The organism is Hyphomonas sp. GM-8P, assembly GCF_003263315.1.
Lineage (GTDB): Bacteria > Pseudomonadota > Alphaproteobacteria > Caulobacterales > Hyphomonadaceae > Hyphomonas.
Genome location: NZ_AWFE01000072.1, coordinates 1 through 23,117, shown reverse-complemented (window position 1 = coordinate 23,117; position 23,117 = coordinate 1). Strand labels below are relative to the sequence as shown.

At 60.8% G+C, this 23,117-nt stretch carries 21 protein-coding genes; 10 read left to right on the top strand and 11 right to left on the bottom strand.

The genetic code is table 11. The features are described 5' to 3' along the window. Window positions 1–47: 47 nt before the first annotated feature. The 5 genes from HY26_RS10425 to ssb form a co-directional block, all read right to left on the bottom strand. Window positions 48–920 carry a peptidylprolyl isomerase gene (locus HY26_RS10425; RefSeq protein WP_034765934.1) on the bottom strand — a complete coding sequence of 291 codons (873 nt, stop codon included), beginning with the start codon at window positions 918–920 and terminating at the stop codon, window positions 48–50. A gap of 153 nt (window positions 921–1,073) precedes the next feature. Beyond that, a complete protein-coding gene (gene coaD, locus HY26_RS10420) occupies window positions 1,074–1,571 on the bottom strand; it encodes a pantetheine-phosphate adenylyltransferase (RefSeq protein ID WP_034765932.1) in 498 nt (165 codons plus the stop codon). A 41-nt stretch (window positions 1,572–1,612) separates the two neighbouring features. Continuing rightward, complete coding sequence (gyrA, locus tag HY26_RS10415; RefSeq protein ID WP_112073541.1) at window positions 1,613–4,405, bottom strand: DNA gyrase subunit A; 2,793 nt, start codon at window positions 4,403–4,405, stop codon at window positions 1,613–1,615. 147 nt (window positions 4,406–4,552) lie between these two features. After that, the gene (blaOXA, locus tag HY26_RS10410; RefSeq protein ID WP_112073540.1) at window positions 4,553–5,392 is read right to left on the bottom strand and encodes an OXA-1090 family carbapenem-hydrolyzing class D beta-lactamase; all 840 of its coding nucleotides are present in this window, start codon (window positions 5,390–5,392) and stop codon (window positions 4,553–4,555) included. Window positions 5,393–5,403: 11 nt separating this feature from the next. Next, window positions 5,404–5,886, bottom strand: coding sequence for a single-stranded DNA-binding protein (ssb, locus tag HY26_RS10405; RefSeq protein ID WP_034765930.1), 483 nt, complete (start codon window positions 5,884–5,886; stop codon window positions 5,404–5,406). A gap of 283 nt (window positions 5,887–6,169) precedes the next feature. Between ssb and HY26_RS10400 the strand changes: the two genes are divergently transcribed. Together HY26_RS10400 and uvrA are read left to right on the top strand one after the other, a co-directional pair. Further along, window positions 6,170–7,267, top strand: a complete 1,098-nt coding sequence (locus HY26_RS10400) for a phosphatase PAP2 family protein (RefSeq protein ID WP_158531469.1) — start codon at window positions 6,170–6,172, stop codon at window positions 7,265–7,267. A gap of 159 nt (window positions 7,268–7,426) precedes the next feature. Further along, entirely contained in the window at window positions 7,427–10,468 is a 3,042-nt protein-coding gene (uvrA, locus tag HY26_RS10395; protein WP_034765928.1) for an excinuclease ABC subunit UvrA, read from the top strand. Window positions 10,469–10,486: 18 nt separating this feature from the next. Here the strand turns inward: uvrA and HY26_RS10390 are convergent, their stop codons facing one another. Genes HY26_RS10390 through HY26_RS10380 form a run of 3 tightly spaced genes read right to left on the bottom strand, consistent with a single transcriptional unit; the run spans window position 10,487 to window position 13,290 of the window. After that, complete coding sequence (locus HY26_RS10390) at window positions 10,487–11,431, bottom strand: hypothetical protein (protein WP_112073538.1); 945 nt, start codon at window positions 11,429–11,431, stop codon at window positions 10,487–10,489. Between the two features lie 11 nt (window positions 11,432–11,442). Beyond that, a complete protein-coding gene (locus HY26_RS10385) occupies window positions 11,443–12,417 on the bottom strand; it encodes a hypothetical protein (RefSeq protein WP_034765922.1) in 975 nt (324 codons plus the stop codon). Between the two features lie 54 nt (window positions 12,418–12,471). Then, complete coding sequence (locus HY26_RS10380) at window positions 12,472–13,290, bottom strand: hypothetical protein (protein WP_139068903.1); 819 nt, start codon at window positions 13,288–13,290, stop codon at window positions 12,472–12,474. A 78-nt stretch (window positions 13,291–13,368) separates the two neighbouring features. On the opposite strand from HY26_RS10380, the gene trmFO reads away from it, so the two are divergent. Then, a complete protein-coding gene (gene trmFO / locus HY26_RS10375; RefSeq protein ID WP_034765919.1) occupies window positions 13,369–14,772 on the top strand; it encodes a methylenetetrahydrofolate--tRNA-(uracil(54)-C(5))-methyltransferase (FADH(2)-oxidizing) TrmFO in 1,404 nt (467 codons plus the stop codon). A 9-nt stretch (window positions 14,773–14,781) separates the two neighbouring features. Here the strand turns inward: trmFO and HY26_RS10370 are convergent, their stop codons facing one another. Further along, the gene (locus tag HY26_RS10370) at window positions 14,782–15,522 is read right to left on the bottom strand and encodes a MauE/DoxX family redox-associated membrane protein (RefSeq protein WP_233351595.1); all 741 of its coding nucleotides are present in this window, start codon (window positions 15,520–15,522) and stop codon (window positions 14,782–14,784) included. Window positions 15,523–15,572: 50 nt separating this feature from the next. On the opposite strand from HY26_RS10370, the gene HY26_RS10365 reads away from it, so the two are divergent. Continuing rightward, the gene (locus HY26_RS10365) at window positions 15,573–15,995 is read left to right on the top strand and encodes a MerR family DNA-binding protein (protein ID WP_233351594.1); all 423 of its coding nucleotides are present in this window, start codon (window positions 15,573–15,575) and stop codon (window positions 15,993–15,995) included. Here the strand turns inward: HY26_RS10365 and HY26_RS10360 are convergent. Further along, window positions 15,992–16,642 (bottom strand): squalene/phytoene synthase family protein, encoded by a 651-nt coding sequence (locus tag HY26_RS10360; RefSeq protein WP_158531468.1) that lies wholly within the window; start codon window positions 16,640–16,642, stop codon window positions 15,992–15,994. The genes HY26_RS10365 and HY26_RS10360 overlap by 4 nt on opposite strands. Before the next feature lie 64 nt (window positions 16,643–16,706). On the opposite strand from HY26_RS10360, the gene HY26_RS10355 reads away from it, so the two are divergent. The 3 genes from HY26_RS10355 to HY26_RS10345 all read left to right on the top strand — a co-directional run bounded on the left by HY26_RS10355 (window position 16,707) and on the right by HY26_RS10345 (window position 19,804). Then, complete coding sequence (locus tag HY26_RS10355; protein WP_034765907.1) at window positions 16,707–17,315, top strand: superoxide dismutase; 609 nt, start codon at window positions 16,707–16,709, stop codon at window positions 17,313–17,315. A 42-nt stretch (window positions 17,316–17,357) separates the two neighbouring features. Next, complete coding sequence (locus HY26_RS10350) at window positions 17,358–18,041, top strand: zinc ribbon domain-containing protein (RefSeq protein WP_146740206.1); 684 nt, start codon at window positions 17,358–17,360, stop codon at window positions 18,039–18,041. A 182-nt stretch (window positions 18,042–18,223) separates the two neighbouring features. Next, window positions 18,224–19,804, top strand: a complete 1,581-nt coding sequence (locus HY26_RS10345) for a DEAD/DEAH box helicase (protein WP_112073536.1) — start codon at window positions 18,224–18,226, stop codon at window positions 19,802–19,804. Window positions 19,805–19,878: 74 nt separating this feature from the next. On the opposite strand, the gene HY26_RS10340 is transcribed toward HY26_RS10345, so the two are convergent. Next, on the bottom strand, window positions 19,879–21,315 hold the full coding sequence (locus HY26_RS10340; protein WP_034765898.1) for a coniferyl aldehyde dehydrogenase: 1,437 nt from the start codon (window positions 21,313–21,315) through the stop codon (window positions 19,879–19,881). A gap of 160 nt (window positions 21,316–21,475) precedes the next feature. Between HY26_RS10340 and HY26_RS10335 the strand changes: the two genes are divergently transcribed. The 3 genes from HY26_RS10335 (at window position 21,476) to HY26_RS10325 (ending at window position 23,089) form a co-directional block, all read left to right on the top strand. Next, on the top strand, window positions 21,476–22,270 hold the full coding sequence (locus HY26_RS10335) for an enoyl-CoA hydratase/isomerase (RefSeq protein ID WP_112073535.1): 795 nt from the start codon (window positions 21,476–21,478) through the stop codon (window positions 22,268–22,270). Between the two features lie 85 nt (window positions 22,271–22,355). Continuing rightward, a complete protein-coding gene (locus tag HY26_RS10330; RefSeq protein WP_051599854.1) occupies window positions 22,356–22,844 on the top strand; it encodes a DUF3291 domain-containing protein in 489 nt (162 codons plus the stop codon). Further along, complete coding sequence (locus HY26_RS10325; protein ID WP_158531467.1) at window positions 22,841–23,089, top strand: phosphoglycerate mutase family protein; 249 nt, start codon at window positions 22,841–22,843, stop codon at window positions 23,087–23,089. The genes HY26_RS10330 and HY26_RS10325 overlap by 4 nt, the downstream gene beginning before the upstream one ends. The last annotated feature ends 28 nt before the right edge of the window (window positions 23,090–23,117 follow it).

The window sequence follows — 23,117 nt, the reverse complement described above, 5'->3', positions numbered from 1 at the left end:
CCGTCTCGCAGATAGAGGCGGGCCGCGCAACAAGCCCGGCGCAGGCCTTACTTGTCCACCACCGCCGGGACGGAAGGTAGCGAGCAGACATCGATGTCGTCCTTGTCCGCAATCCCGGCCAGGAAGATAGGACCATCGGTGCGCTCGACCCAGACTTCAGGGCGCTCAGCTTCCGGCAGGTCTGCAGCAACCTTTGCGGATTTCAGGATGTCCGGATTGTCGACCAGTCCATCACGGGATTCCGGGCCGTGCTTGATAGCTTTCACGACATCTTCGCCGACAACCACACGGCCCCAGGCCGTATATTTGCGGTCAAGATGCTCCGCCTGCCCGCGCATGAGGAAGAACTGGGCATTGGCTGAATTCGGATCTTCCGACCGGGCGGTGGAGACCATGCCCTTGCAGTGCGGGATGTAGCTCTCAACCATGCCATCGACCGACATTTCGGCGAAAAAGCTGGCCTGTGTGCCGATCGGAAAGCCTTTGATATAGCCGAACTTTGCGGTGTCTTCCGGGCCGATGGTTGCTTCAAGCGGCATCGAGACGGGATCACGGCGGAATGTGAATTCGCCTTCGAGATTCGGCAGACCGGAATCCTCACCCTTCAGGGCGAAGATGTCGCCGCCCTGCGCCATGAAGTCGTCGATAACGCGGTGAAACGCGGTGCCATCGAAATCGCCGGAGCGAATGATCGTTGCAAACTGCTTATAGTGTTTCGGGGCAACCTCCGGGAACGCTTCGATCAGGACGCGTCCCTTGGTCGTCTCGAAGATGAAGAGGTTCTCCGGGTCAACCTGCCGCCAGTTTGCCGGATCGGCCTTCGCTTCGGCCACCGTGAATTCGGCCGGCGCCACCGACTCAGCCGTATCCTCCGCGAATGCCGTGAACGACAAGGCGAGCGCGGAAGCCGCAAGAGCCATTGGGGCGAATTTCCTGGGGGCGAAATTTTTGGGGGCGAGTTTCATGGTACGCAACGTCTCCATCCAAGCGCACGACGGCGCCTTGTGTTACCCAATGTCAGGCATCACACGTCAGGATTCAACGGTCTGAGACAGTGGATCCGCCCTGCAGGATTACTTCCCGTACTTTTCCATCAAGGCGCGCTTCACGTCCGGCGTCAGGAACGGCGTGATGTCGCCGCCCAAACTGGCGATTTCCTTCACCAGCCGCGAAGCAACCGCCTGGTGGCGCACATCAGCCATCAGGAATACCGTTTCGATATCGGGATTGAGCTGCTCGTTCATCGCCGTCATCTGGAATTCGTATTCGAAGTCCTGAACGGCCCGCAGACCGCGCACGATGATCTGCGCCCCGCAGGCTTCGGCGAATTTCATGAGCAGGCCGTGCATGGGCATGACCTTGATGTCCGCCAGGCCTGGCCCGTTCAGTTTCTCACATTCCGACCGCACCATATCGACGCGTTCTTGCAGTGAAAACAATGGCTTCTTGGCTTCATTGATGGCCACACCAATGATCAGCGTGTCGACCAGCTTACGTGCCCGGCCAATGATGTCGATATGGCCAATCGTCGGGGGGTCGAAAGTTCCCGGATACAGTCCTACGCGGTGCATGGCGGCCCTCCCCGGCCCTAATCTACGTGAAACAGCGGCGCTTATTCAGCGCCGCCGCCCTCTTCCATACCGGTTTCAGCGTCTTCCACAAGGCGAGCAACGGAAACAACGCGTTCACCTTCCGCCGTGCGAAGCACCCAGACCCCGCCCGTCGAACGGCCGGCAATCCGGATCTGTTCAACCGGGGTGCGGATCAGCTGGCCTGCATCGGTGACGAGCATGACCTGATCGCCATCATCGACCGGGAAGGACTGGGCAACTTTCTTGACCGGGCCCTTTTTCTTGTCCCGGCCCCAGATGTTCTGGGCCACAAGGCCTTTGCCGCCCCGGCCGGTGACCCGGTAGTCGTAAGCCGAAGACCGCTTGCCCATGCCGTCGTCGGCAATGGTCAGGACGAACTCCTCTGCGGCGCCGAGTTCTGCGAGACGCTCTGTCGAGAGCGAGGCTTCTTCGACGGACTCTTCATCATCGTCGGAGACCTCCTCTTCCTCGCCTGTCGCCGCCCGGCGCATGGCCGAGGCATGTTTGAGATAGGCGCGCGCCTCCTCGGACGTGACATCGACATGGCGCAGAATGCCCATGGAGATGACCTCATCCCCATCAGCCAACCGGATGCCGCGTACGCCCGTCGAGTTCCGGCCGGCAAACACACGCACATCGGTGACCTGGAAGCGGATACACTGGCCAAGGGCCGTGGTCAGCAGAATATCGTCCTTCTCGGAACAGATCTTCACACTGACGATACCGTCATCGGCATCTTCTTCCAGCTTCATGGCGATCTTTCCGTTGCGGTTCACGCGAATGAAGTCTGACAGCTTGTTGCGGCGGACATTGCCCGTCTTTGTGGCGAACATGACGTCAAGTTCGTTGCGGGACTCTTCGTCGTCCGGCAGCGGCATGACGCTTTCGATACGTTCATCGGCGGCCAGCGGGAAGATGTTGACCAGCGCCTTGCCGCGCGAGGTCGGCCCGCCAACGGGCAGACGCCACACCTTCTCCTTGTAGACCATGCCGGCCGACGAGAAGAACAACATTTCCGTATGCGTTGTGGCCGAGAAGAGCTGGACGACGAAATCGTCTTCCTTCATCGATACGCCGGATCGGCCCTTGCCGCCGCGATGCTGGGTCCGGTAGGTCGAGAGCGGGGTCCGCTTGACGTAACCGCCATGAGTGACGGTGACGACCATATCCTCGACCTCGATAAGGTCCTCGTCTTCCATGTCGATGCCGCCGGCCGTGAATTCGGAGCGGCGTGGCACAGCGAACTTTTCTTTTACTTCCGCAAGTTCCGCCTTGATGATCTCGCGGATGCGCGGGCGGGAACGGAGAATGTCGAGATAGTCGGCAATTTTCTCCGACAAGCCCTTGGCTTCATTGCCGATTTCGTCCCGGCCAAGGCCAGTGAGGCGCGACAGTTGCAGCGCGAGAATTGCACGGGCCTGCTCGTCCGACAGATAGATCGTATCGCCGTCGCCCTTGCGCGTGCGCCGGTCGGCGATGAGGTCCAGCAGCGGCCCCATATCCATGATCGGCCAGGCCTTGGCGAGCAGCTGTTCGCGGGCCGTATTCGGATCTGGCGAATGACGGATGATGCGGATGACTTCATCGATATTGGCCACAGCCATGGCAAGCCCGACGAGGACGTGGGCCCGGTCGCGTGCCTTGTTCAGGTCATGCTTGGTGCGGCGGACGACGACTTCCTGACGGAAGGCAATGAAGCAGTCGAGCACCTTGCGCAGGTTCATCAGTTCCGGCCGGCCACCGTTCAGCGCCAGCATGTTTACCGGGAACGAGTTCTGCATCTGGCTGAACCGGTAAAGCTGGTTCAGCACGACATCAGCACTGGCATCCTTCTTCACTTCGATCACGACACGGATGCCGTGCCGATCGGATTCGTCCCGCAGGTCTGCAATGCCCTCGACACGCTTCTCGCGCACAAGTTCGGCAATCTTGGTGATCATCGCGGCCTTGTTCACCTGATAGGGAATCTCGGTGACAATAATGGCCTGGCGACCATTGCGGGCTTCTTCGATATCCGTCTTGGCCCGGACGATCACACTGCCGCGCCCAGTCAAAAGCGCCTTGCGGGAACCGGACATGCCCATGATCAGGCCGCCGGTCGGGAAATCCGGCCCGGGAACGATTTCACAGAGCGCGTCATCGTCCACTTCGGGATTGTCGATCACCTCAATCGTGGCATCGACGATTTCACCCAGATTGTGCGGCGGAATGTTCGTCGCCATGCCGACCGCGATGCCGCCGCCGCCATTCACAAGCAGGTTCGGGAACTGCGCCGGCAGGACCATCGGCTCCTGCTGGGAACCGTCATAGGTGTCCTGGAAGTCGACCGTATCCTTGTCGATATCGGCGAGCAGGTGTGTCGCCGCCTTCATCATGCGGGATTCGGTGTAACGCATGGCGGCTGGCGGATCGTTATCGATCGAGCCGAAATTGCCCTGCCCGTCGACCAGGGGCAGCCCCATGGAGAACGGCTGGGCCATCCGCACGAGCGCGTCGTAAATCGCGCTGTCGCCGTGCGGGTGGTAATTACCCATCACGGCGCCGACGATGTTGGCCGATTTCTTGTAGGGTTTGTCCGGCGTATTGCCGTTGACCTGCATCGCATACAGGATCCGCCGGTGCACCGGCTTGAGGCCGTCGCGCACATCCGGCAGCGCCCGGCTGACGATCACGCTCATCGCGTAGTCGAGATAAGAGCTTCTCAGCTCGGATTCGATGGAAACGGGCTCAATCCCGTCCGGCAGGACGCCACCGCCACCACCGCCGTTCTCAGGGGTTTCCGGGTCTTCCGGAGGGGTCGTCTCGTCGCTCATGAGAAACTCGTGTCTGCTGCAGAGGGCGCGCGGGAATCGCGCATCAGAATACTGTTATTTGTCTAGCATTTCGGGGCGCCAAAACAAACCGCAAAGCCCCGAAAATTGCAGCGATTCCGGGGTAAAAAAACGTTTTTACTACAAGGCTCAGGGCGCAGGCAGTGCACCAATGTCCGCGAGTGCCTGACGGACGGCCGCCAGACGCTTCGGAATGTCGGTTTCCGGTGCCATGACGTCCAGGTTGAAGGCGAACACATAGCTGCCCGGCGCCGGACCGCCCGCCTGCTCCAGCCAGCCCACATACCAGCCGATATCCTGGTCTTCATCGCTGCTGTACCAGCCGGTCTTGGCGTGAATACGCCAATTCTCGCCCTCCTCAGCCAGCATGACCGGCACAGCGAGCTCATAAGTCCGCGCCGAAAGGGGCAATTCATGCCGCACGAGACGCGTCAGGAAGGTCACCTGCTCGCGCGCAGAGATGCGGAGCGGGCCGCGCAGCCAATAGGTCGTGATGTCCTCTGACGCGCCTGTATCGGCGTTTCCGTAACCGAAAGTGGCCAGCCAGCCATGCAGGGCTTCGCTGCCGATGCGCGGCGTGATCGTCTGATAGATCCAGACCGTCGAGTGCCGGAAAGCGTCGGCCAGGGTCTGGCTTTTGTTCCATGCCGGCAGGAACCGCGTCTGCCCGTCCCATTCGAACCACTCTTCCGGGCCGGAGACCGCGCCAGTTTCAATGGCGATCAACGTGTGCGGGATCTTCGATGTGGATGCGGCGACGAAGCGCTGGTCCACCCGCGCCCCGCCGCTGGACCATTCCGCGCCATCCTCAAGGCGGACGATCAAAAGGGCAGATCGGGATGGATCTATGCCAACATTTTTGACTGATGATTCAATGCTCTGCGGCGCAATGCCAAACGCTGGCAGCACGCATGCCGCCAGCAGAAAGGCAGATATTGCCAGCAAAGGCCGGAGCATCGCCCTGACCATCACGGACTGGCCTAGAACGGGATCTCGTCGTCGAGATCGTGGCTGGCAAAGCTTTCCTGCGGGCCGCTCATCTGTCGGGCACCGCCGCCACCTTGCGAGTAGCCGCCGAAGTCACCGCCTGCAGACCGGCCGCCGCCTTCGCCGCGGCTGTCGAGCATGGTCAGCGTGGAATTGAAGCCGCGCAGCACAACCTCTGTCGTGTAGCGGTCCTGCCCATCCTTGTCCTGCCACTTGCGGGTTTCGAGCTGGCCTTCGATGTACAGCTTCGAGCCTTTCTTCACGTAGTTCTGAACCACGCGGACAAGGCCTTCGCTGAACACGGCGATACGGTGCCATTCAGTCTTTTCGCGGCGCTCACCGGTGTTCTTGTCTTTCCAGGTTTCAGACGTCGCGAGCGTGAAGCTGGCCACCTGTCCACCGTTCTGGAACTGGCGAACCTCAGGATCCTGGCCAACATTTCCTACGAGGATTACTTTGTTCACTGATCCTGCCATGGTTGAAACTCCGCTCCGATCTGATCCGTTTCGTATTCGATTCGACTATTATTGTCCTTGTAAGGCGCTGGCGCATACGAGTCTTCTGCGCGCGCCGGGATTTCCACAACCTGTTACGCCCAGCAAAAGTTCTTATTATGTTCCGAAGCCGGAGTCAATTTCCTGTGAGCGCCATCGGTCTCTGTCTTAATGAGATCGGCTTACTCGCGAATACGCCATATGATAGAACACAAACGCTACCTTAAGTATACGAATCTATGTTCATGCGCGAATGGAGACGCGCATGATATTCACCGAAAATATCCGAAAACTCACCTTCGCTTTACGCTGGCCGCTGCGGCGGCCGGATTCCAAATTCGCCCTGATTGTGGCGCTCGCCACAACGGTCTGGCTCTCACTGTCGATTATCCTGATGGCGTGGATCCCAGGCACAGGTGCGCACAGCGGCACCTACGTGAAGTTCACGTTTCGGATCACGACTATGCTTGTCCATTTTCTGGTTACCGTAGCAGCCCTGCTTTTGATCATCCGGAGCCGAGGCACAGGCATACAGGCTTATGTTCAATCCATCTGGTCGACCCAACGACACCAATTCATTACCTTGCCGCTGATGGGCCTCTTGGGGGTGGCCACGTTCGCCATTTTCATGACGGCATACACCTCGATCAAGGTTCGGATTCCGTCAATCGCACCCTTCTCATGGGATGACAGACTTGCCGCCTGGGATGCCGCGCTCTTCCTCGGGACAGATCCATGGCGTCTGTTTGAATGGGTCCACGAGGCTCGCCCCCTATTGCGAGCCGTTGATGTCATCTATGATTTCTGGGCCGTCCTGCTGACCGGCAGCTGGACCTGGTGCTTCATACACAGCGCTTTGCCGCTTGCACGGCGCTTGCGCTATTGCCTCGCCCTGATTATGACCTGGTCCATCGGTGGGAACCTGTTGGCAATCGTCCTGTCTTCAGCCGGGCCCTGCTATTTTGATGTCGTTGGCACGGTTCCCGACTACTATTCGGAGCTTATGGCACACCTGCATTCGGCTGCACCTCTGCGGACGCTGGACGCTCAAGAGATGCTACTTGTAAGCTATCAATCGGGAGATCCTGCGGTGGGTGGGATCTCGGCTATGCCGAGTATGCATTGTGCAACCGCCTTTCTCTTTTTCCTGATGTTTGGTGAGGGTCGGATCATGCGAGCGCTGACGGCAGGCTTTTTCAGTCTGATCTTTTGCTCGTCTGTCATCCTCGGCTGGCACTATGCACTGGATGGTCTGGTCGCGGTTCTCCTGGCATCTGTCTGCTGGTGGGTTGCCGGACGCCTGCCGCTTCAGCGGATGCTGGAAGTTGCGCCAAACTCCCATAGCGGGTCTGCCCATACCTGACCTGCATTGGCGCACCGGATTGCCGTCATATGTAATATTCCATATCGTTCACACTTTGTTCTTGTCGTCAAGCTGGACTCGCGACACACATAAGCACTAGCACCAATCCAAATCCCGTTTTGCAGACGTAACGAGCAAAATAGCCCGAAAGTTCTCGACATGGCCGAGTCCCCCTTCATCCGCGTGCGCGGCGCCAAGGAACATAATCTCAAGAATATCGACGTGGACATTCCGCGCGGCGAACTGGTCGTGATGACCGGCCTGTCCGGCTCAGGGAAATCCTCGCTCGCGTTCGACACGATCTATGCCGAAGGCCAGCGCCGTTATGTCGAAAGCCTCTCGGCCTATGCGCGCCAGTTCCTCGAACTGATGCAGAAACCGGATGTGGAGAGCATCGAAGGCCTCTCGCCTGCCATCTCCATCGAGCAGAAGACGACGAGCCGGAACCCACGCTCCACCGTCGGCACGGTGACCGAGATCTACGACTATATGCGCCTGCTCTGGGCGCGGGTCGGTGTGCCCTACTCGCCCGCAACCGGCCTGCCCATCGAGAGCCAGACGGTCAGCCAGATGGTGGACCGTACGCTGGACCTGCCGGAAGGATCGCGCCTCTATCTGCTTGCACCGATCGTCCGTGGCCGGAAGGGCGAATACCGCAAGGAATTCGCCGAGCTGCTGAAGAATGGCTACCAGCGCGTGAAGGTGGATGGGGAGTTCTACGAACTGGAAAGCCCGCCCAAGCTCGACAAGAAATTCAAGCACGATATCGATGTCGTGGTCGACCGGATCGTCGTGCGCGATGGTATGGAACAGCGCCTCGCCGAAAGTTTCGAGACCGCCCTCAGCCTCGCCGACGGCATCGCCATCGCCGAATTCGCCGACAAGGCTGATGACGAGACCGAGCCGCGCCGCGTGACGTTCAGCGCCAATTTCGCCTGCCCTGTCTCCGGCTTCACCATTCCGGAAATCGAGCCGCGTCTCTTCTCGTTCAACAATCCGTTCGGCGCCTGTCCGACCTGTGACGGCCTTGGCGAACAGCTGAAGATCGATGCCGGCCTGGTCGTGCCGGACAAGGATCTCGACCTGATGAACGGCGCAATTGCCGCCTGGGCGAAATCCTCCTCACCCTACCAGACCCAGACGCTGCAGGCCTTGGCGGATCACTACGGCTTCGACCTAAAGAGTCCTTGGAACAAGCTTTCCGAAAAGGTTCAGGATGTCATCCTGTTCGGCACCGGCGAAGAGGAAATCGACTTCGTCTATGACGACGGCATGCGCCGCTACGAGGTGACGAAAACGTTCGAAGGTGTCATCCCGAATCTCGAGCGCCGCTATCGTGAAACCGACAGCCAGTGGGTGCGCGAGGAGATCGGCAAATTCCAGGCGGCCGCACCCTGCCCGGCCTGTGGCGGCAAACGCCTGAAGCCCGAAGCGCTGGCCGTGAAGATCGCCGGGCTCGACATTTCCGATGCCGGTCAGTTCTCCATCCGGGAAGCAGGCAAATGGTTCGCCATCGCGCACAAGACGCTGACCAGGCAGCAGAACCAGATCGCCTCCCGCATCCTGAAGGAGATCAATGACCGGCTCAATTTCCTCAATGATGTCGGCCTCGACTATCTTAGCCTGTCGCGCGCGTCCGGCACGCTGTCGGGCGGCGAAAGCCAGCGTATCCGACTTGCCAGCCAGATCGGCTCCGGCCTGACCGGTGTGCTCTACGTGCTGGACGAGCCCAGCATCGGCCTGCACCAGCGCGACAATGAGCGCCTTCTCGAAACGCTGAAGCGTCTGCGCGATCTCGGCAACTCCGTCATCGTGGTGGAGCATGACGAGGATGCGATCCTGACGGCAGATCATGTAATCGACATGGGCCCCCGCGCCGGGGTTCATGGCGGCGAGATCATCGCCGAAGGCACACCCGCGGACATCCTCAAGTGCAAGGAAAGTCTGACGGCGGATTATCTGAACGGCACGCGCGAGATCGCCATCCCGAAGCGCCGCGTGGTCGAAAAGGCGAAGCGCAAGATTACGCTGAAAGGCGCGACCGGCAACAACCTCAAGAACGTCAACGCGACCATTCCGCTGGGCAGCTTCACCTGTGTCACGGGCGTCTCCGGCGGCGGCAAGTCGACCCTCATCATCGAAACGCTTTACAAGGCGCTGGCCCGCAAGCTGAACGGCGCCTCCAGCCCGCCGCTGCCCTATGAAAGCATTCAGGGCCTCGAACACCTCGACAAGGTCATCGACATCGACCAGAGCCCGATCGGTCGAACGCCCCGCTCCAACCCTGCGACCTATACGGGCGCCTTCGGTCCGATCCGCGACTGGTATGCCGGCCTGCCGGAAGCAAAGGCCCGCGGCTATGCGCCGGGCCGGTTCAGCTTCAACGTCAAGGGTGGCCGCTGCGAGGCCTGTGAAGGCGATGGCGTCATCAAGATCGAGATGCACTTCCTGCCGGATGTCTACGTGACCTGCGAAACCTGCAAGGGCCAGCGCTACAATCGCGAAACGCTGGAAGTGAAGTTCAAGGGCAAGTCCATTGCCGACGTGCTGGACATGACGGTGGAGGATGGCGCGAAATTCTTCTCCGCCGTGCCGGCCATCGCCAACAAGCTGGAAACGCTGAACCGCGTCGGCCTCGGCTATATCAAGGTCGGCCAGCAGGCGACAACCCTGTCCGGCGGTGAGGCGCAGCGTGTGAAGCTCGCCAAGGAGCTCTCGAAACGGGCAACCGGCCGCACACTGTACATCCTGGACGAGCCGACCACCGGCCTGCATTTCGAGGATGTGCGCAAGCTGCTGGAAGTGCTGCATGAGCTGGTCGATGGCGGCAACACGGTTCTGGTGATCGAGCACAATCTGGACGTCGTGAAGACCGCCGATTGGGTGTTGGACATCGGCCCGGAAGGCGGCGATGGCGGCGGCCAGTTGATCGCAGCCGGCACGCCGGAAGATATCGCCGCCTCGAAGGAAAGCTGGACCGGACGGTTCCTAGCAGAGACCTTCCGCCGCCAGGACGAACGCCGCGCGGCGCGCAACAAGCGGGCAAAACCGGCAGCCGCGGAAAAGAAGACTGCCAGCAAGACAGCAGCGAAAAAATCAACGTCGCCCAAGGCTGTTGCGAAGAAACCCGCCGCGAAGAAAGCACCAGCGAAGACGCCCGCCAAGGGGCGCAAGACGAAGGCCACGAGTTCCGCCAAATAGCAGCGGAATTGCCCCTGCCTAGTCAAATTCGCCGAGCATGCCCGCGCTGATCCATTCCGGATCGGTGCGGGCCGCGAGCGCGGCTGGCCCGCTGAAGATGTGCATCAGCGTGGATTGCGCGATGGTGAAAGCCACCACCACCGCCAGCATCGGCAGCCAGAACATGGGGGACGCTATCGCTCCGAAGATGTCGTCTTCGGAGGCATCTCCGTCCATCAGGCCGGGCACCTGCGCCGACAACAAGCCAAAGCCGAGCGCTGCGAGCAGCATGTAGAACAGGATCAGCACCACAAAGGCGATGAGCCCCAGAACGATCCACGATCCGAGGATCGTCCAGCCTTTGCCCCGCGTGACGCGCCAGGATTCAAAGAAGCGGATCTGGCGGTCCCTCACTGTCAGGGCTGCGGCAGCAGAGAGGCGCGCGGAAAGCCACAGGATCAGCACGATATAGCCAACCATCAGCACCAGGCCGAGCAACACCGCCAGAATGACACCGTCTGGCGCCAGTGCGAATCCGGCGGCGACCGGAATAACGATGGTGATGGCTAATCCGATATACATGCCGATGAACAGTGCGATCCAGATAAGGCCGACGATCAGGAGACGCCCTTCGTCACCGCTGATCCGCAAACCAAACCCTTCTCCCCGCATATAGCGGCGCTGGTTCGCCCCTTCGAACACGATCCAGAGCAGGACACCGAGCGGCATGACCAGCAGGCCTCCCAGCGATGTCGCGACAGACACGTTTTCAAGGTCTTCAGCGTAGCGATCAAAGTCTCCACCGCTTGTGAACAGCTGGACATAGGCCTCGTACACCGGCCATTGCAGGACGACCGAGACGGCCTGTACCAGACACGCACAGACGGCGTAAGCCAGCGCGAATTTCCACAGGAATCCCGCTGGCCCATCCGTCTTGGTGAAATGGGTGACCGCGTTTCCGAAATTGAACTGGATGGGGTTCATTGGCCTTCGCCTCAGTCGAATTCTGACACGTTCAGCGCGTCATCCACACTGCCGCGCGGGTCATGCCGGGCGGCGAAAGCTGCAGGGCCGTTCACAAAATGCATCAGCAATCCTGACAGGAAATAGCGGATGAAGGTGTAAACGAGCAGCCCGGCGATGACGGCAGGCGTGAACAGGCTCTCCAGGTCAGACACGTCATCCACAACGCCCAGTGAATTCACCCATACGGGCGTGACCAGCATTTCCAGAATGGTCGAAGCAAAGCCGACAGCCATGCCGCCGACGATCGCAATGATCAGGTAAGCCCCAAGGATCGGCCAGAACCGGCCGCGCGACGCAATCCAGGCATCACCGAAGGTGATCTTGCCTTCCTTGAACGTCATGGCGAACACTGGCGAAAATCGCGTTGCGAAGAAAACATAGACCGGCAGCGTCACCAGAAAGAACACCGAGACGATACCAGCCCGGCCGAGCATGGACATCGCCATTTGCTCCTCGGTGATGTCGCCGTGGTAGAAATCCGTGATCAGGCCGAACACCGGCAACATGACCAGCAGCGGCACGATGTAGACGACCGAAAGCGCGGCAAACCATACGAAGCCTGCCCCCATCATACGTAACTCATCCGGGCCGAAACGGATCGAGAAGTCCTCATCCCGGATATAGCGGCGCTGCGTGGCGGTCATGAACATGGCCCAGACGACGAGGCTGACGAGGCTTGCAATGACGGCTGTCGGGATCAGGCTGCCGAACATGTTGAACATCGCCCGGAAGATGATCGCCGGATCATCTATCCCGGATTGATCCAGCTGTTCCACCGAACGGATGAATCCGAACAGCGTATCCTTCACCACCCAGGCGAACACGGCCGAAAGCACTGTGCTGACGACCGCAAAAGCAAGCGCGTATTTCCAGGGAAAGGCCCGCGCATGCGCCGCGCGGAAGCCGAACATCAGCGCCCCGTCGAAAGTGAACCGGCTGGCCATGCTGCGTCCCTCTGATTTGCCCCTCAAGCGGGAAATTAAGCCGGTTTCGGGGGCTTAGGCAACGTTTGCAGGAGGATGCGCGGCCCGCAACGCGGCCACAGCCAGACCATGACCCGCAAGAATGAACGGTGCCTGCAGGAACAGGCCGGTGACCCCGGTTGCGAATGTGGCAACTTCCCCCTGACCCGCTGCACCGACGATCACCAGATTGGCGACATACCCGGCCAGGAACGGCAGCACATGCGTGGCGAGGCTTGCTGCACCCAGTCGGAGCACATCCCCCTTGGTCCAGCGCCAGGTGCGAAACACCATGACCCGCCCCGTCTGCACCGTTGCGGCGCCTGCCAGCAGAAGACGCAGAGCCAGAAAGGCCAGCCCGCCGAGTCCGGTGGCATAGACAGCGGAGAGCGCCCAGCCATATGGCATCGACATCATGCCCGCCAGCGCGGCGGGGATTTGCTCGTCGGCCCCCTCAGCGGCGAGATCCACCAGACCGGACAGCTGCAGCATCACCACGCCGAAGATGCCGACGAAGAAAAATATGAAGAAGCTGATGAAGAAGAAGGCGAGATATACGGCGAGGTTCATGTGCATCAGGGCCATGAACGCCCCTTTCGCTTCCGGAATCATCGCCCGGTAAATCATCAGCGAGGCCTGTACCCCCGACAGGAAGAGAACAACGAGCGCCGCCAGCGTCAGCATTGTGCCGCCCGCGCCTGTGTTGAGCGCCCATTTGTAGAAACCGCCCATCAAGGCCAGCAGGGCCAGCCATGGCAAGCTCGGCAGCGCGGCCTGTGCAGCGAGGCGCCAGGCCTGAGCGATCAGGTCCGGAATCGAAGGCGATACCGCCGGGGAGGAAGTATTTGAATCCATACAGAATGCCTTACCGCCCCCGGCCGCAGCCGCAAACCCCGTCTTGACGGAACGGGCCGGCCTGCGCATGTCCCGCCCATGAGCATCAAACCCATTCATATCATCGGCGGCGGCATGGCCGGATCGGAAGCGACGTGGCAGGCGGCGAATGCTGGCGTGCCCGTCATCCTGCACGAAATGCGCGGCGTGAAGGGCACCGAGGCCCACCAGACCGACAAGCTCGCCGAGCTCGTCTGCTCGAACTCGTTCCGGTCCGACGATCACACGTCCAATGCAGTCGGCGTGCTGCACGAGGAGATGCGCCGGGCGAACGGGCTGATCATTTCCACCGCGGCGGAACATCAGGTACCGGCCGGCAGTGCACTGGCTGTCGACCGCGAAGGTTTTGCCGAAGCGGTGACCGCGAAGCTGGAAGCCCATCCAAACGTGACCATCGTGCGGGAAGAAATCGCCGGGATTCCACCAGAGGACTGGGATAGCGTCATCGTCGCCACCGGCCCGCTGACCTCCCTGCCACTCGCCGAGGCCATCCACGCGCATACAGGCGAAGACGACCTCGCCTTCTTTGATGCCATCGCCCCGATCGTCTATTTCGACTCAATCGACATGGACAAAGCCTGGCGCCAGAGCCGCTATGACAAGCCGGGCCCCGGCGGCGACACGGCGGCCTATATCAATTGTCCGCTGTCGGAAGACCAGTACAACGCCTTCATCGACGCGCTGATCGCCGGCGAGAAGACCGAGTTCCGCGATTGGGAAAAGGATACACCCTATTTCGAAGGCTGCCTGCCGATCGAGGTGATGGCGGAACGCGGCCGCGAGACTCTTCGCTTCGGCCCGATGAAGCCGGTCGGCCTGACCAATCCGCACCAGCCGGACGTGAAGGCGCACGCCGTGGTCCAGCTGCGCCAGGACAATGCGCTCGGCACGCTGTGGAACATGGTCGGCTTCCAGACCAAGCTGAAATACGGCGCGCAGACAGACATCTTCCGCATGATCCCCGGCCTCGAAAAGGCAGAGTTCGCGCGCCTTGGTGGCATCCACCGCAACACGTTCCTGAACTCGCCGAAACTCCTGGACGCCCAGCTGCGCATGAAGTCCATGCCGCGCCTGCGCTTTGCCGGTCAGGTCACGGGCGTCGAAGGCTATGTCGAAAGCGCAGCCATGGGCCTGCTCGCCGGCCGCTTTGCGGCTGCCGAACGCCTTGGCTGGACGCTGGATGCCCCGCCGCCAACGACGGCGCTCGGCGCGCTGGTCACGCACATCACCGGCGGCCACCTTGAAGGCAAACAGACCTTCCAGCCTATGAACATCAATTTCGGCCTTTTCCCGGATATCGAGGATTTCCCGAAGAAGGACGAGAACGGCAAGCGCCTGCGCGGCAAGGCCAAGGGCCGCGCCAAAAAAGGCGCCCAGGCCGCCCGCGCCCTGCAGCACATTGATGGCTGGCTGGCGGCGCAGGCGATGGTATCTGCTGAATAAGTCGGCTAATTATTTCAACAGCATCCACCCCGCCATGGCCACCATCATGACGTTCTCCAGCAGTGATACGAAGCCCAGCGGCACATTGGAGCTGCCGCCGACGCACGCGCATTTCAGGTCGCGCTTCTCGACATAAACGGCCCGATAAACCGAGACTGCCCCGATTGCGCCAATGAAGAGCGCCAGTGGCGCAGCGAACCACATCAGAGCGCCCGCGATCATCAGTGCGCCCGCGAGCAGCTCAGCAAACGGATAGATGTAAGCATACCGGACATGGCGGCGCGCCAGCAGGTCGTAACCGAGAAATGTATTGGTGAAGGAATCGAGATCACGCAGCTTCTGCACCGCCAGCAAACACATGCTGATGGCGATGAACCATTCGGCCGCCCGAACCGTCAGCAGCGTGCCGTACATTGTCCAGCTCATGCCCAGGGCCATCAGGGCGGCAGAGGCAAAGATTGCGATCACCGGTATATAGGTTTTCCGGTTCTTGTCCTTGACGGTCAGCCCAAGATATCTCCGCAGGTCTTCGTGACCGCCGACACGCTGTCCATCGATGAAGGTTTGCGGCGTCGTCTTCACATCCTGTTCCGCCTTGAAGGCGTCGGCCTCCTCCCGGGATGTCAGCAGCCGGTCGTCCACATCGAATCCCTTTCGGCGAAGCAAGGCACGGCTACGAAGCCCGAACGGACAAATGTGTTCCGGCGTTTTCATCCGGTAGAGAACGGCAACGGGTTTGGAATTCGGCATGGGATCAGCTCCGCTTGAAGAACATCTCCGCCGCATATAAGTTCCGTACCATGGTACGGTTGCAAGACGAAAATCAGATGAGCATCGGGCAGCTCGCCCGCGCGGGCGGTGTGGGAGTGGAGACCGTCAGGTACTACCAGCGCCTCGGCCTCATCGCGCTTCCGGCAAGACCGTCTTCAGGCGGCCTATCCGGCGGAACCCGCAAGTACGGCGCACCCGACATAGAGCGGCTGAGTTTCATCCGGTCTGCCCAGGCTGCCGGCTTTACGCTGAAGCAGATCGCCCGACTGATCGAACTCGACGCAACATCCGATCGCGCCGAAGTGCGCCAGATGGCCCGCAGCCGGATCGACGCGCTGGACCTTCAGATCAAGGAACTGAAACGCGCCCGCGCTTCGCTGAACCGGCTGGCTGACCGTTGCGACGACACCGACGGCGGCCCTTGCCCGATCCTGAAAGCGTTCGAAGTCTAGACCTGTCCGGTCCTTATGGCTTTCAGGATGCTGAGGCGTTTGGTGACCGCGTCCGGTTCGCCTTTTTCGCTATAGTGCTTTCGCAGGCGGTAATGGGCGACGGCCGGGCGGATGGACTTCGGCACTGGCTTCACGTGCGGGCCGAAAGCTTTCGTCTCTGAGCGGCGCAGCGCGGCATAGGCCGGCGCGACTTCGCCGATTTCCTCTGCCCAGTCATGGTGGCTGGTCAGCATGCTGGCCGCGATCAGGGCGAGCCAGGCTTCAGGTTCCTTGCTGCGATCCTCCGCGACAAAGGCCGCTTCATAGCCATCGACCAGCCTTTGCATGGCGGCAGGCTTCAAACGGCCAGCCGCAACCTCTTCCGCAAGCGCGAGGCAGACATCGTGTTCGCGGGGCGCCTTGCCCTCTTCCAGCTCGCTCAGCGCTTCACGCCACCACTGAAAGCGAATCAGGCCGAGCGTTTCCTCTGAAACCGCCAACCGCACACGGGCCAGCTCATAGGCGAGCGCATAGAGCGCTGTCAGGGCCTTTCGCTGGGCCGCGGGCGCATAACGGCTGGAGATCCAGCGGTCTTCATCAACCTTGCGGACCCGCTTGTCGATTGCGGCCCACTGTGTTTTGGAAAGGGGGGTGGTCTTGTTCGGCATGGAACCCATATGTCGGATGACGCGCTTATCTACCAGATACATACCTGCAAGAAAGGATTTCCAGATGGCATTCACACTTCCCGATCTTCCCTATGGGCGTGACGCGCTGGCCCCGCATATTTCCGAACAGACATTGAACTTTCACTATGGCAAGCACCATCAGGCATATGTCACCAACCTGAATGGCCTGATCGAAGGCACAGACCTCGAAAGCAAGTCGCTCGAAGAGATCGTCAAGATTGCCGCAGCGGACGCCTCCAAGGCCGGCATGTTCAACAATGCCGCCCAGGTGTGGAACCACACCTTCTACTGGCACTCGATGAAACCGGGTGGCGGCGGCAAGCCGCATGGCAAGGCCGCTGAGCTGATCGACCGCGACCTTGGCGGCTATGACGAGTTCGTCAAAGCGTTCAAGGCTGCTGGCGGCGGCCAGTTCGGTTCCGGCTGGGCCTGGCTGGTCCTGAAGGATGGCAAGCTGGCGATCACCAAGACGCCGAACGCTGAAACCCCGCTGACCGAAGAGGGCACCACTCCGCTTCTGACCATGGATGTGTGGGAACACGCCTACTATCTCGACTACCAGAACTCCCGTCCGAACTACATGGACACCTTCCTGACGAGCCTGGTGAACTGGGACTTCGTGAACCAGAACCTCGCTGACGCGGGCGCATAATTAAGGTAGGGTCCCTGCGACAAATGTCGTGGGGACCCGACCATGTTCTGTACGCAGTGCGGCCGAAAGTTCGGTGAGACTGACAGATTTTGCGCCCAGTGCGGCGCACCAAAAGCAAACGCCGATTCCGGCGACGCGCCGACCCCGGCAACATCTCCGCCCGAATCCGACCCCTCCATAGACTGGCGCGCGTCCATGAATCCGCGCGAGATCATGGGGCACCCTGAGGTACGCGCCCGGATCGAGGCCGTCACAGACGCCAACCCCAAGGGCATTTCAGCGGAACAGTTCTACAAGTTTGCCCGCCCGGTGATGATGATCACCGGCGCAGGCCCCGCCCCGCCTCTGCAGCTGATCAAGGATATTTCCCTGCCGATCTCCGCAAAACTGGGCATGAAGACCAGCCGGGATATTACGCAGGGCTTCCGTAACACGTTCGGCGAGACCTTGGCGGCCGTGCTCTGTTCCCTCGCCAGCCGCAGCCAGCCCGTTGAACACATCACCGATGCCGAGAATGGCTGCATCATCCGCTCGAAGATGCTCTCGTCCATCTGGTCGTGGGAAGGTGATCTGATCATCACGCTGGAAGCGCAGGAAGCCGGCACCCTGCTGACGGGCGGCATCACCGTGCCGGGGCAGTTGTCGGACATGGGCCAGTCCAAACGTGTCCTGAGCATGCTGATCGAAGATGTCATGAAATACCGGGACACACCCCGTGCTGGCTGACTCCGCCCCCTGAACGCAGCCCCTTCACCTGACGCCCGAAATACACTATGTGCAGCGCACAAGACGCTCCGGGCATGGAAAGCGCCCGGTCCGCGGAACGTACAAGGGTGTACGGAAAGCGGAATGTTGGCGGCCATACGGGCCGCACCGGGTAACAACTTCCATCTCAGGAACGACAGACATTGACTGAAACAACTTTCGCCGACCTCGGGCTCGGCCCGAATATCCTCAAGGCCTTGGACGAAGCGGGTTACAAGACCCCTACACCGATCCAGGCCGAAGCCATCCCCAACGTTATTGCAGGCCGCGACGTCACAGGCATTGCGCAGACCGGCACCGGCAAGACGGCCGCGTTCGTGCTGCCGATGATTCACCGCCTGGCCCGTGGCCGCGCCCGCGCCCGCATGCCGCGATGTCTCATTCTCTGTCCGACGCGTGAGCTCGCGGCGCAGGTCGCCGAGAACTTTGAGAAATACGGCAAGTATCTGAAGCTCACCATGGCGCTGCTGATCGGCGGGGTCAGCTTCAAGGAACAGGAAGGCCTGCTGCAGCGCGGGGTCGACGTCCTGATCGCCACGCCCGGCCGCCTGCTCGACCAGTTTGATCGCGGCAAGCTGCTGCTGATGGGCGTGGAATACTTCATCATCGACGAAGCCGACCGCATGCTCGACATGGGCTTCATCCCAGACATCGAGAAAATCTGCACGAAGCTGCCGCCGCGGCGCCAGACCCTGCTGTTCTCGGCGACCTTCCCGTCCGACATCCAGCGTCTTGCGAAAACCTTCCAGCAGGACCCGATCAAGATCGAAGTGGCGCGCCCGACCGATGCGGCAACAACGATCACGCAGCATGTCGTTCACCTGCCGACCAATGATGCCAAGGCCAAGCGTACAGCGCTGCGCCGGGTGATCGAAGCCTGCGACGTGAAAAACGGCATCGTCTTCTGCAACCGCAAAGTCGAAGTGGACATCGTGGCCGCCTCGCTCAGCAAGCACGGCCACGACGCTGCACCCATCCACGGCGACCTTCCGCAATCGGTGCGTTCCGAGACGCTGCAGAAGTTCCGCGATGGCGACCTGAAACTGCTGGTGGCGTCCGACGTCGCGGCCCGCGGGCTGGACATCCCGGATGTCGGCCACGTGTTCAATTACGGCCCGCCGCCAAAGGACGAAGACTATATCCACCGGATCGGCCGTACCGGCCGCGCCGGGCGCACCGGCGAGAGCTACACGCTGGTTTCGCCCGCCGATGAGAAATCCTGGGGCTTCGTTCTCAAGATGATCGACAAGGATGTCGAAGAGTTCATGCCGGAAGGCCTGCTCGAAGAAATCGAAAACCTGCCACCAGAGGAAAAGTCCGGGCGCGGGCGCCGTGGCAGCAGCCGCGATGGCGTACGCAGCCGGGGTGGACGTGGTGAGCGGTCGAGCGGTGGCCGCAGCCGTAGCCGCCGTGAGGAAACGCAGAAGGACGACGCGGAAACCACGACGGTTTCCGAACAGCCGGATACGCCTGTGAAAGAGGACGCACCAGCCGAGCCCGAAACCGCGGCAAAACCAGACAAGCCGGAAAAAGCTGAAAAGGCCGAAAAGTCTGAAAAGCCCGAGAAAGCTGAAAAGGCTGAAAAGCCGAAGCGCGAGCGCGCCGAGCGCAAGGAAAAGCCGAAGCGTGACCGCAAGCGCAAGGATGACGACCTCATCCTGGATCCAGCGCCGGAGAACGTCAAAGGCTTCGGCAATGACATTCCGGCCTTCCTGAAACGCTAAGCGTCCACCGGCCAGAAAAAAGGCCCCTCGTCCGCAAGGGATGAGGGGCCTTTTTCTTGGTCTGTTGCGGCAGGCTAGCGCTTCAGCCTGCCCTGGATCTGCTTGCGGAATTTCTCGCCATAGGGCGGGCGGATCATCGAGATCATTTCGCTACCCGTCTGTGTAAAGACAGATTTCTTGTGACTGAATTCCAGGAAGCCTTCCCGGCCATGATAGGAGCCCATACCCGACGGGCCGACACCGCCGAAGGGCAGGTCTTCCTGGCCGACGTGCATGATCACGTCGTTCACGGTCACACCGCCGGACGTGGTGTTGTTGAGCACCATGTCCTTTTCCGCTGCGTCTTCACCGAAATAGTAGAGCCCCAGCGGGCGGTCGTGGGTGTTGATGTAAGCGATCGTGTCCTTTGTGTCCGAATAGGATTTGATCGGCAGGATCGGGCCGAAGATCTCGTCCTGCATCACTTTCAGGTCGTCGGACGGGTCGACGATGATGTGTGGCGGGATTTTGTGGTGCGGTTGCTGGGAGAAGTTCTCTCCGGTCGGATTGATCTCGATGACCTCCGCGCCTTTCGATTTTGCTTCATCGATATAGCCCATGATGCGGTCAAAGTGGCGCTGGTTCACGATGGACGTGTAGTCGTCATTGTCCTTCAGGCCGCTCGGATACATCGTCTCGATCGCCTTGGTCGCAGCGGCGACAAAGTCGGATGTCTTTTCCTTCGGAACGAAAGCATAGTCCGGCGCAAGACAGATCTGCCCGGCGTTCAGCGTCTTGCCCGCCATGATGCGGGTCGCCGCCTTCTGCAAGTCCGCTGACCGGCCGAGCACAACCGGGCTCTTGCCGCCAAGTTCCAGAGTCAGCGGAACGAGGTTGTCTGCCGCGGCACGCATGACGTGGTGGGCGATGGACGTCGCGCCGGTGAAGAGGATGTGATCGAAGGCGAGTTTCGTGAACTCGGCGCCGATTTCCGGACCACCGGTGATCACGGCGACTTCTTCCTCGTCGTAATATTGCTCGATCGCCTTCTTCATCACTTCCGACGTGAGTTCGGTGAACTCCGACGGCTTGATCATGCAACGGTTACCCGCGGCGAACACGCCAGCCAGCGGCGCGAAGGTCAAATTGACCGGGAAGTTCCACGGGCTGATGACGCCGATCACGCCTTTCGGCTGGTACTGGATCTGGGCTTTCGCGCCGAGCAGGCCGAGCGGGAATTCCGCCTTGCGCTTTTCCGGGCGCATCCATTTGGCGACATGTTTCTTCGCATGCTTCAGCGCACCGATGGAGCCGGCGATATCGGTGAAACCCGACTGGTCCTTCGAGCGGTGCCCGAAGTCCTGGCACATCGCATCGACCAATTCGTCATTATAAGTGATCAGAAGGTCGATCGCCTTGTCGAGCCACTCGATCCGCTTGGCCGCGGAGGGAATGCCATCGCGAATGTGGGCAGCCTTTTGCCGCGCGAGAATGCCGGCCATGCCGGCGGTGGAGGCGCTATCGAGGGCCATGGATCCGATCTCCCTGCTTATCGGTTGTTCTGAACAGTGTAGCGCACGTTCAGGGCTTAACAATGGGAGATTGGGCTTGCCGCCGGGTGAGGCGTTCACAAGCGGCGTGGGACGGCTAGATTGCCGTCAGATCACGAGACACGCCAAAGGGAGGGCGACAATGAGCTACGAGCTGATTTCCTACGAATTGAAGGGCAATATCGCCGTCATCGCCTTCAATGACCCGAAAACGATGAATGCCTGCGGCGTCGATACCGCGCAGGAGATGCTGCACGCCCTCGAAAAAGCCGCCGACGAGGCCCGCTGCACCGTCATCACCGGCAATGGCCGCGGCTTCTGCTCGGGCGCCAATCTCGGCAAGGTTTCGGGCCCGTCGCTTAGCCATCCAGGCTCCAAGCCAGATGCCGGCCGTCCGCTGGATACCCACTACAATCCGATGATCGTCGCCATCCGCGAACATCCCCATCCGGTGATCACTGCAATCAACGGCGCCGCTGCCGGTGTCGGCTGCTCCATCGGCCTGATGGGCGACCTGATCGTGGCCGGGAAGAGCGCCTACTTCATGCAGGCCTTCCGCCGTATCGGTCTGGTGCCGGATGGCGGCTCAACCTGGCTGCTGGCCCGCAATGTTGGCCGTGTCCGCGCCATGGAGATGGCGCTGCTCGGCGAAAAACTCCCTGCAGACAAGGCTCTGGAGTGGGGCATGATCAACAAGGTGGTCGAGGATGACCAGTTGATGGCAGCCGCCATGGAATGGGCCGAGACCCTGTCGACCGGCCCGACCGTGGCCCTGGCCGGCATGCGCAAGCTGATCTGGGACGCCACCGAAACCGGAATGGGCGACGCCCTGCACGCAGAGCGCATGGCTCAACGCACCGCCGGCCGGACGGCGGACTTCGCAGAGGGCGTGAAAGCCTTCCTCGAAAAGCGCCCGGCCGAATTCCACGGAAAGTAACCTAAGATTTATTTAGGTTGCTGCCTCACCTTTAAGAATAGGGTAATTCCTTCTGGGTATCTCCTGTTCTTTCAGGAGGCTGGGGATGGATTATCGCCTTATTCATTTTAACTGTGCGCGCCCACTTGGGGCGTTCAGTCTTGAAAATGAATTTATTCGAGTTTTCGTCAGCATCATGCCGCGCGTTTTTGCGGATGCTGTTGCGTTTGAAGGCCTGCATTTCCACCGTCACGGCGTGCGCCGCCCCGATGGTGTGTGGATGCCTTTGGACGGTATTTTTCCATATCCGGAAGGCATGGGGGCGCCGGATGTGTCAACGATGGGGGGCTGGGCTTCTCTTGAGCGCCTCAGGGAATTTTCCTATTCCGGAAAGACCCACCCGCCGAGCATGCGGCGCTTGGCAGCGGAAATCGACCGTTCCGCGGGCCCGAGTTTCGTGATGTGGTGGTCACCGAAGGAAGAGAAAGTGACCCTGGAGGACGGATGGCAGAAACTGCAGCACCTGAGAGAACACGGTTCCACACCGGAAGCCTTCTCCCTGGACGATCCGATGGATCGCCCCGTCGCAGCATGAGCCTGACCCGCCGCGGCACCCTCGCCGCGCTGTCATTCCTGGCCCTCGGCGCCTGCGCCAGCGCGCCTGCCGTTCCAGACACGACAATCTATCTTGTCCGTCACGCGGAGAAGCAGACCGGCCCGGATCCGGACCTGACCGTCGTGGGCCGTGCCCGCGCCGACATCCTGTCGCGGGAACTGCAGGATGCAGGCCTGAGAGCGATCTGGTCGACCGACACGACCCGGACGATCGAGACGGCATGACCCAGCCCCGTGATCCGGGCCGTTCATT

Bases quoted from the DNA above. Each gene is read 5' to 3' on its own strand.
- HY26_RS10425 (WP_034765934.1), bottom strand. From the start codon at position 920: ATGGCTCTTGCGGCTTCCGCGCTCGCCTTGTCGTTCACGGCATTCGCG.
- coaD (WP_034765932.1), bottom strand. From the start codon at position 1,571: ATGCACCGCGTAGGACTGTATCCGGGAACTTTCGACCCCCCGACGATT.
- gyrA (WP_112073541.1), bottom strand. From the start codon at position 4,405: ATGAGCGACGAGACGACCCCTCCGGAAGACCCGGAAACCCCTGAGAAC.
- blaOXA (WP_112073540.1), bottom strand. From the start codon at position 5,392: ATGGTCAGGGCGATGCTCCGGCCTTTGCTGGCAATATCTGCCTTTCTG.
- ssb (WP_034765930.1), bottom strand. From the start codon at position 5,886: ATGGCAGGATCAGTGAACAAAGTAATCCTCGTAGGAAATGTTGGCCAG.
- HY26_RS10400 (WP_158531469.1), top strand. From the start codon at position 6,170: ATGATATTCACCGAAAATATCCGAAAACTCACCTTCGCTTTACGCTGG.
- uvrA (WP_034765928.1), top strand. From the start codon at position 7,427: ATGGCCGAGTCCCCCTTCATCCGCGTGCGCGGCGCCAAGGAACATAAT.
- HY26_RS10390 (WP_112073538.1), bottom strand. From the start codon at position 11,431: ATGAACCCCATCCAGTTCAATTTCGGAAACGCGGTCACCCATTTCACC.
- HY26_RS10385 (WP_034765922.1), bottom strand. From the start codon at position 12,417: ATGGCCAGCCGGTTCACTTTCGACGGGGCGCTGATGTTCGGCTTCCGC.
- HY26_RS10380 (WP_139068903.1), bottom strand. From the start codon at position 13,290: ATGGATTCAAATACTTCCTCCCCGGCGGTATCGCCTTCGATTCCGGAC.
- trmFO (WP_034765919.1), top strand. From the start codon at position 13,369: ATGAGCATCAAACCCATTCATATCATCGGCGGCGGCATGGCCGGATCG.
- HY26_RS10370 (WP_233351595.1), bottom strand. From the start codon at position 15,522: ATGCCGAATTCCAAACCCGTTGCCGTTCTCTACCGGATGAAAACGCCG.
- HY26_RS10365 (WP_233351594.1), top strand. From the start codon at position 15,573: ATGGTACGGTTGCAAGACGAAAATCAGATGAGCATCGGGCAGCTCGCC.
- HY26_RS10360 (WP_158531468.1), bottom strand. From the start codon at position 16,642: ATGCCGAACAAGACCACCCCCCTTTCCAAAACACAGTGGGCCGCAATC.
- HY26_RS10355 (WP_034765907.1), top strand. From the start codon at position 16,707: ATGGCATTCACACTTCCCGATCTTCCCTATGGGCGTGACGCGCTGGCC.
- HY26_RS10350 (WP_146740206.1), top strand. From the start codon at position 17,358: ATGTTCTGTACGCAGTGCGGCCGAAAGTTCGGTGAGACTGACAGATTT.
- HY26_RS10340 (WP_034765898.1), bottom strand. From the start codon at position 21,315: ATGGCCCTCGATAGCGCCTCCACCGCCGGCATGGCCGGCATTCTCGCG.
- HY26_RS10335 (WP_112073535.1), top strand. From the start codon at position 21,476: ATGAGCTACGAGCTGATTTCCTACGAATTGAAGGGCAATATCGCCGTC.
- HY26_RS10330 (WP_051599854.1), top strand. From the start codon at position 22,356: ATGGATTATCGCCTTATTCATTTTAACTGTGCGCGCCCACTTGGGGCG.
- HY26_RS10325 (WP_158531467.1), top strand. From the start codon at position 22,841: ATGAGCCTGACCCGCCGCGGCACCCTCGCCGCGCTGTCATTCCTGGCC.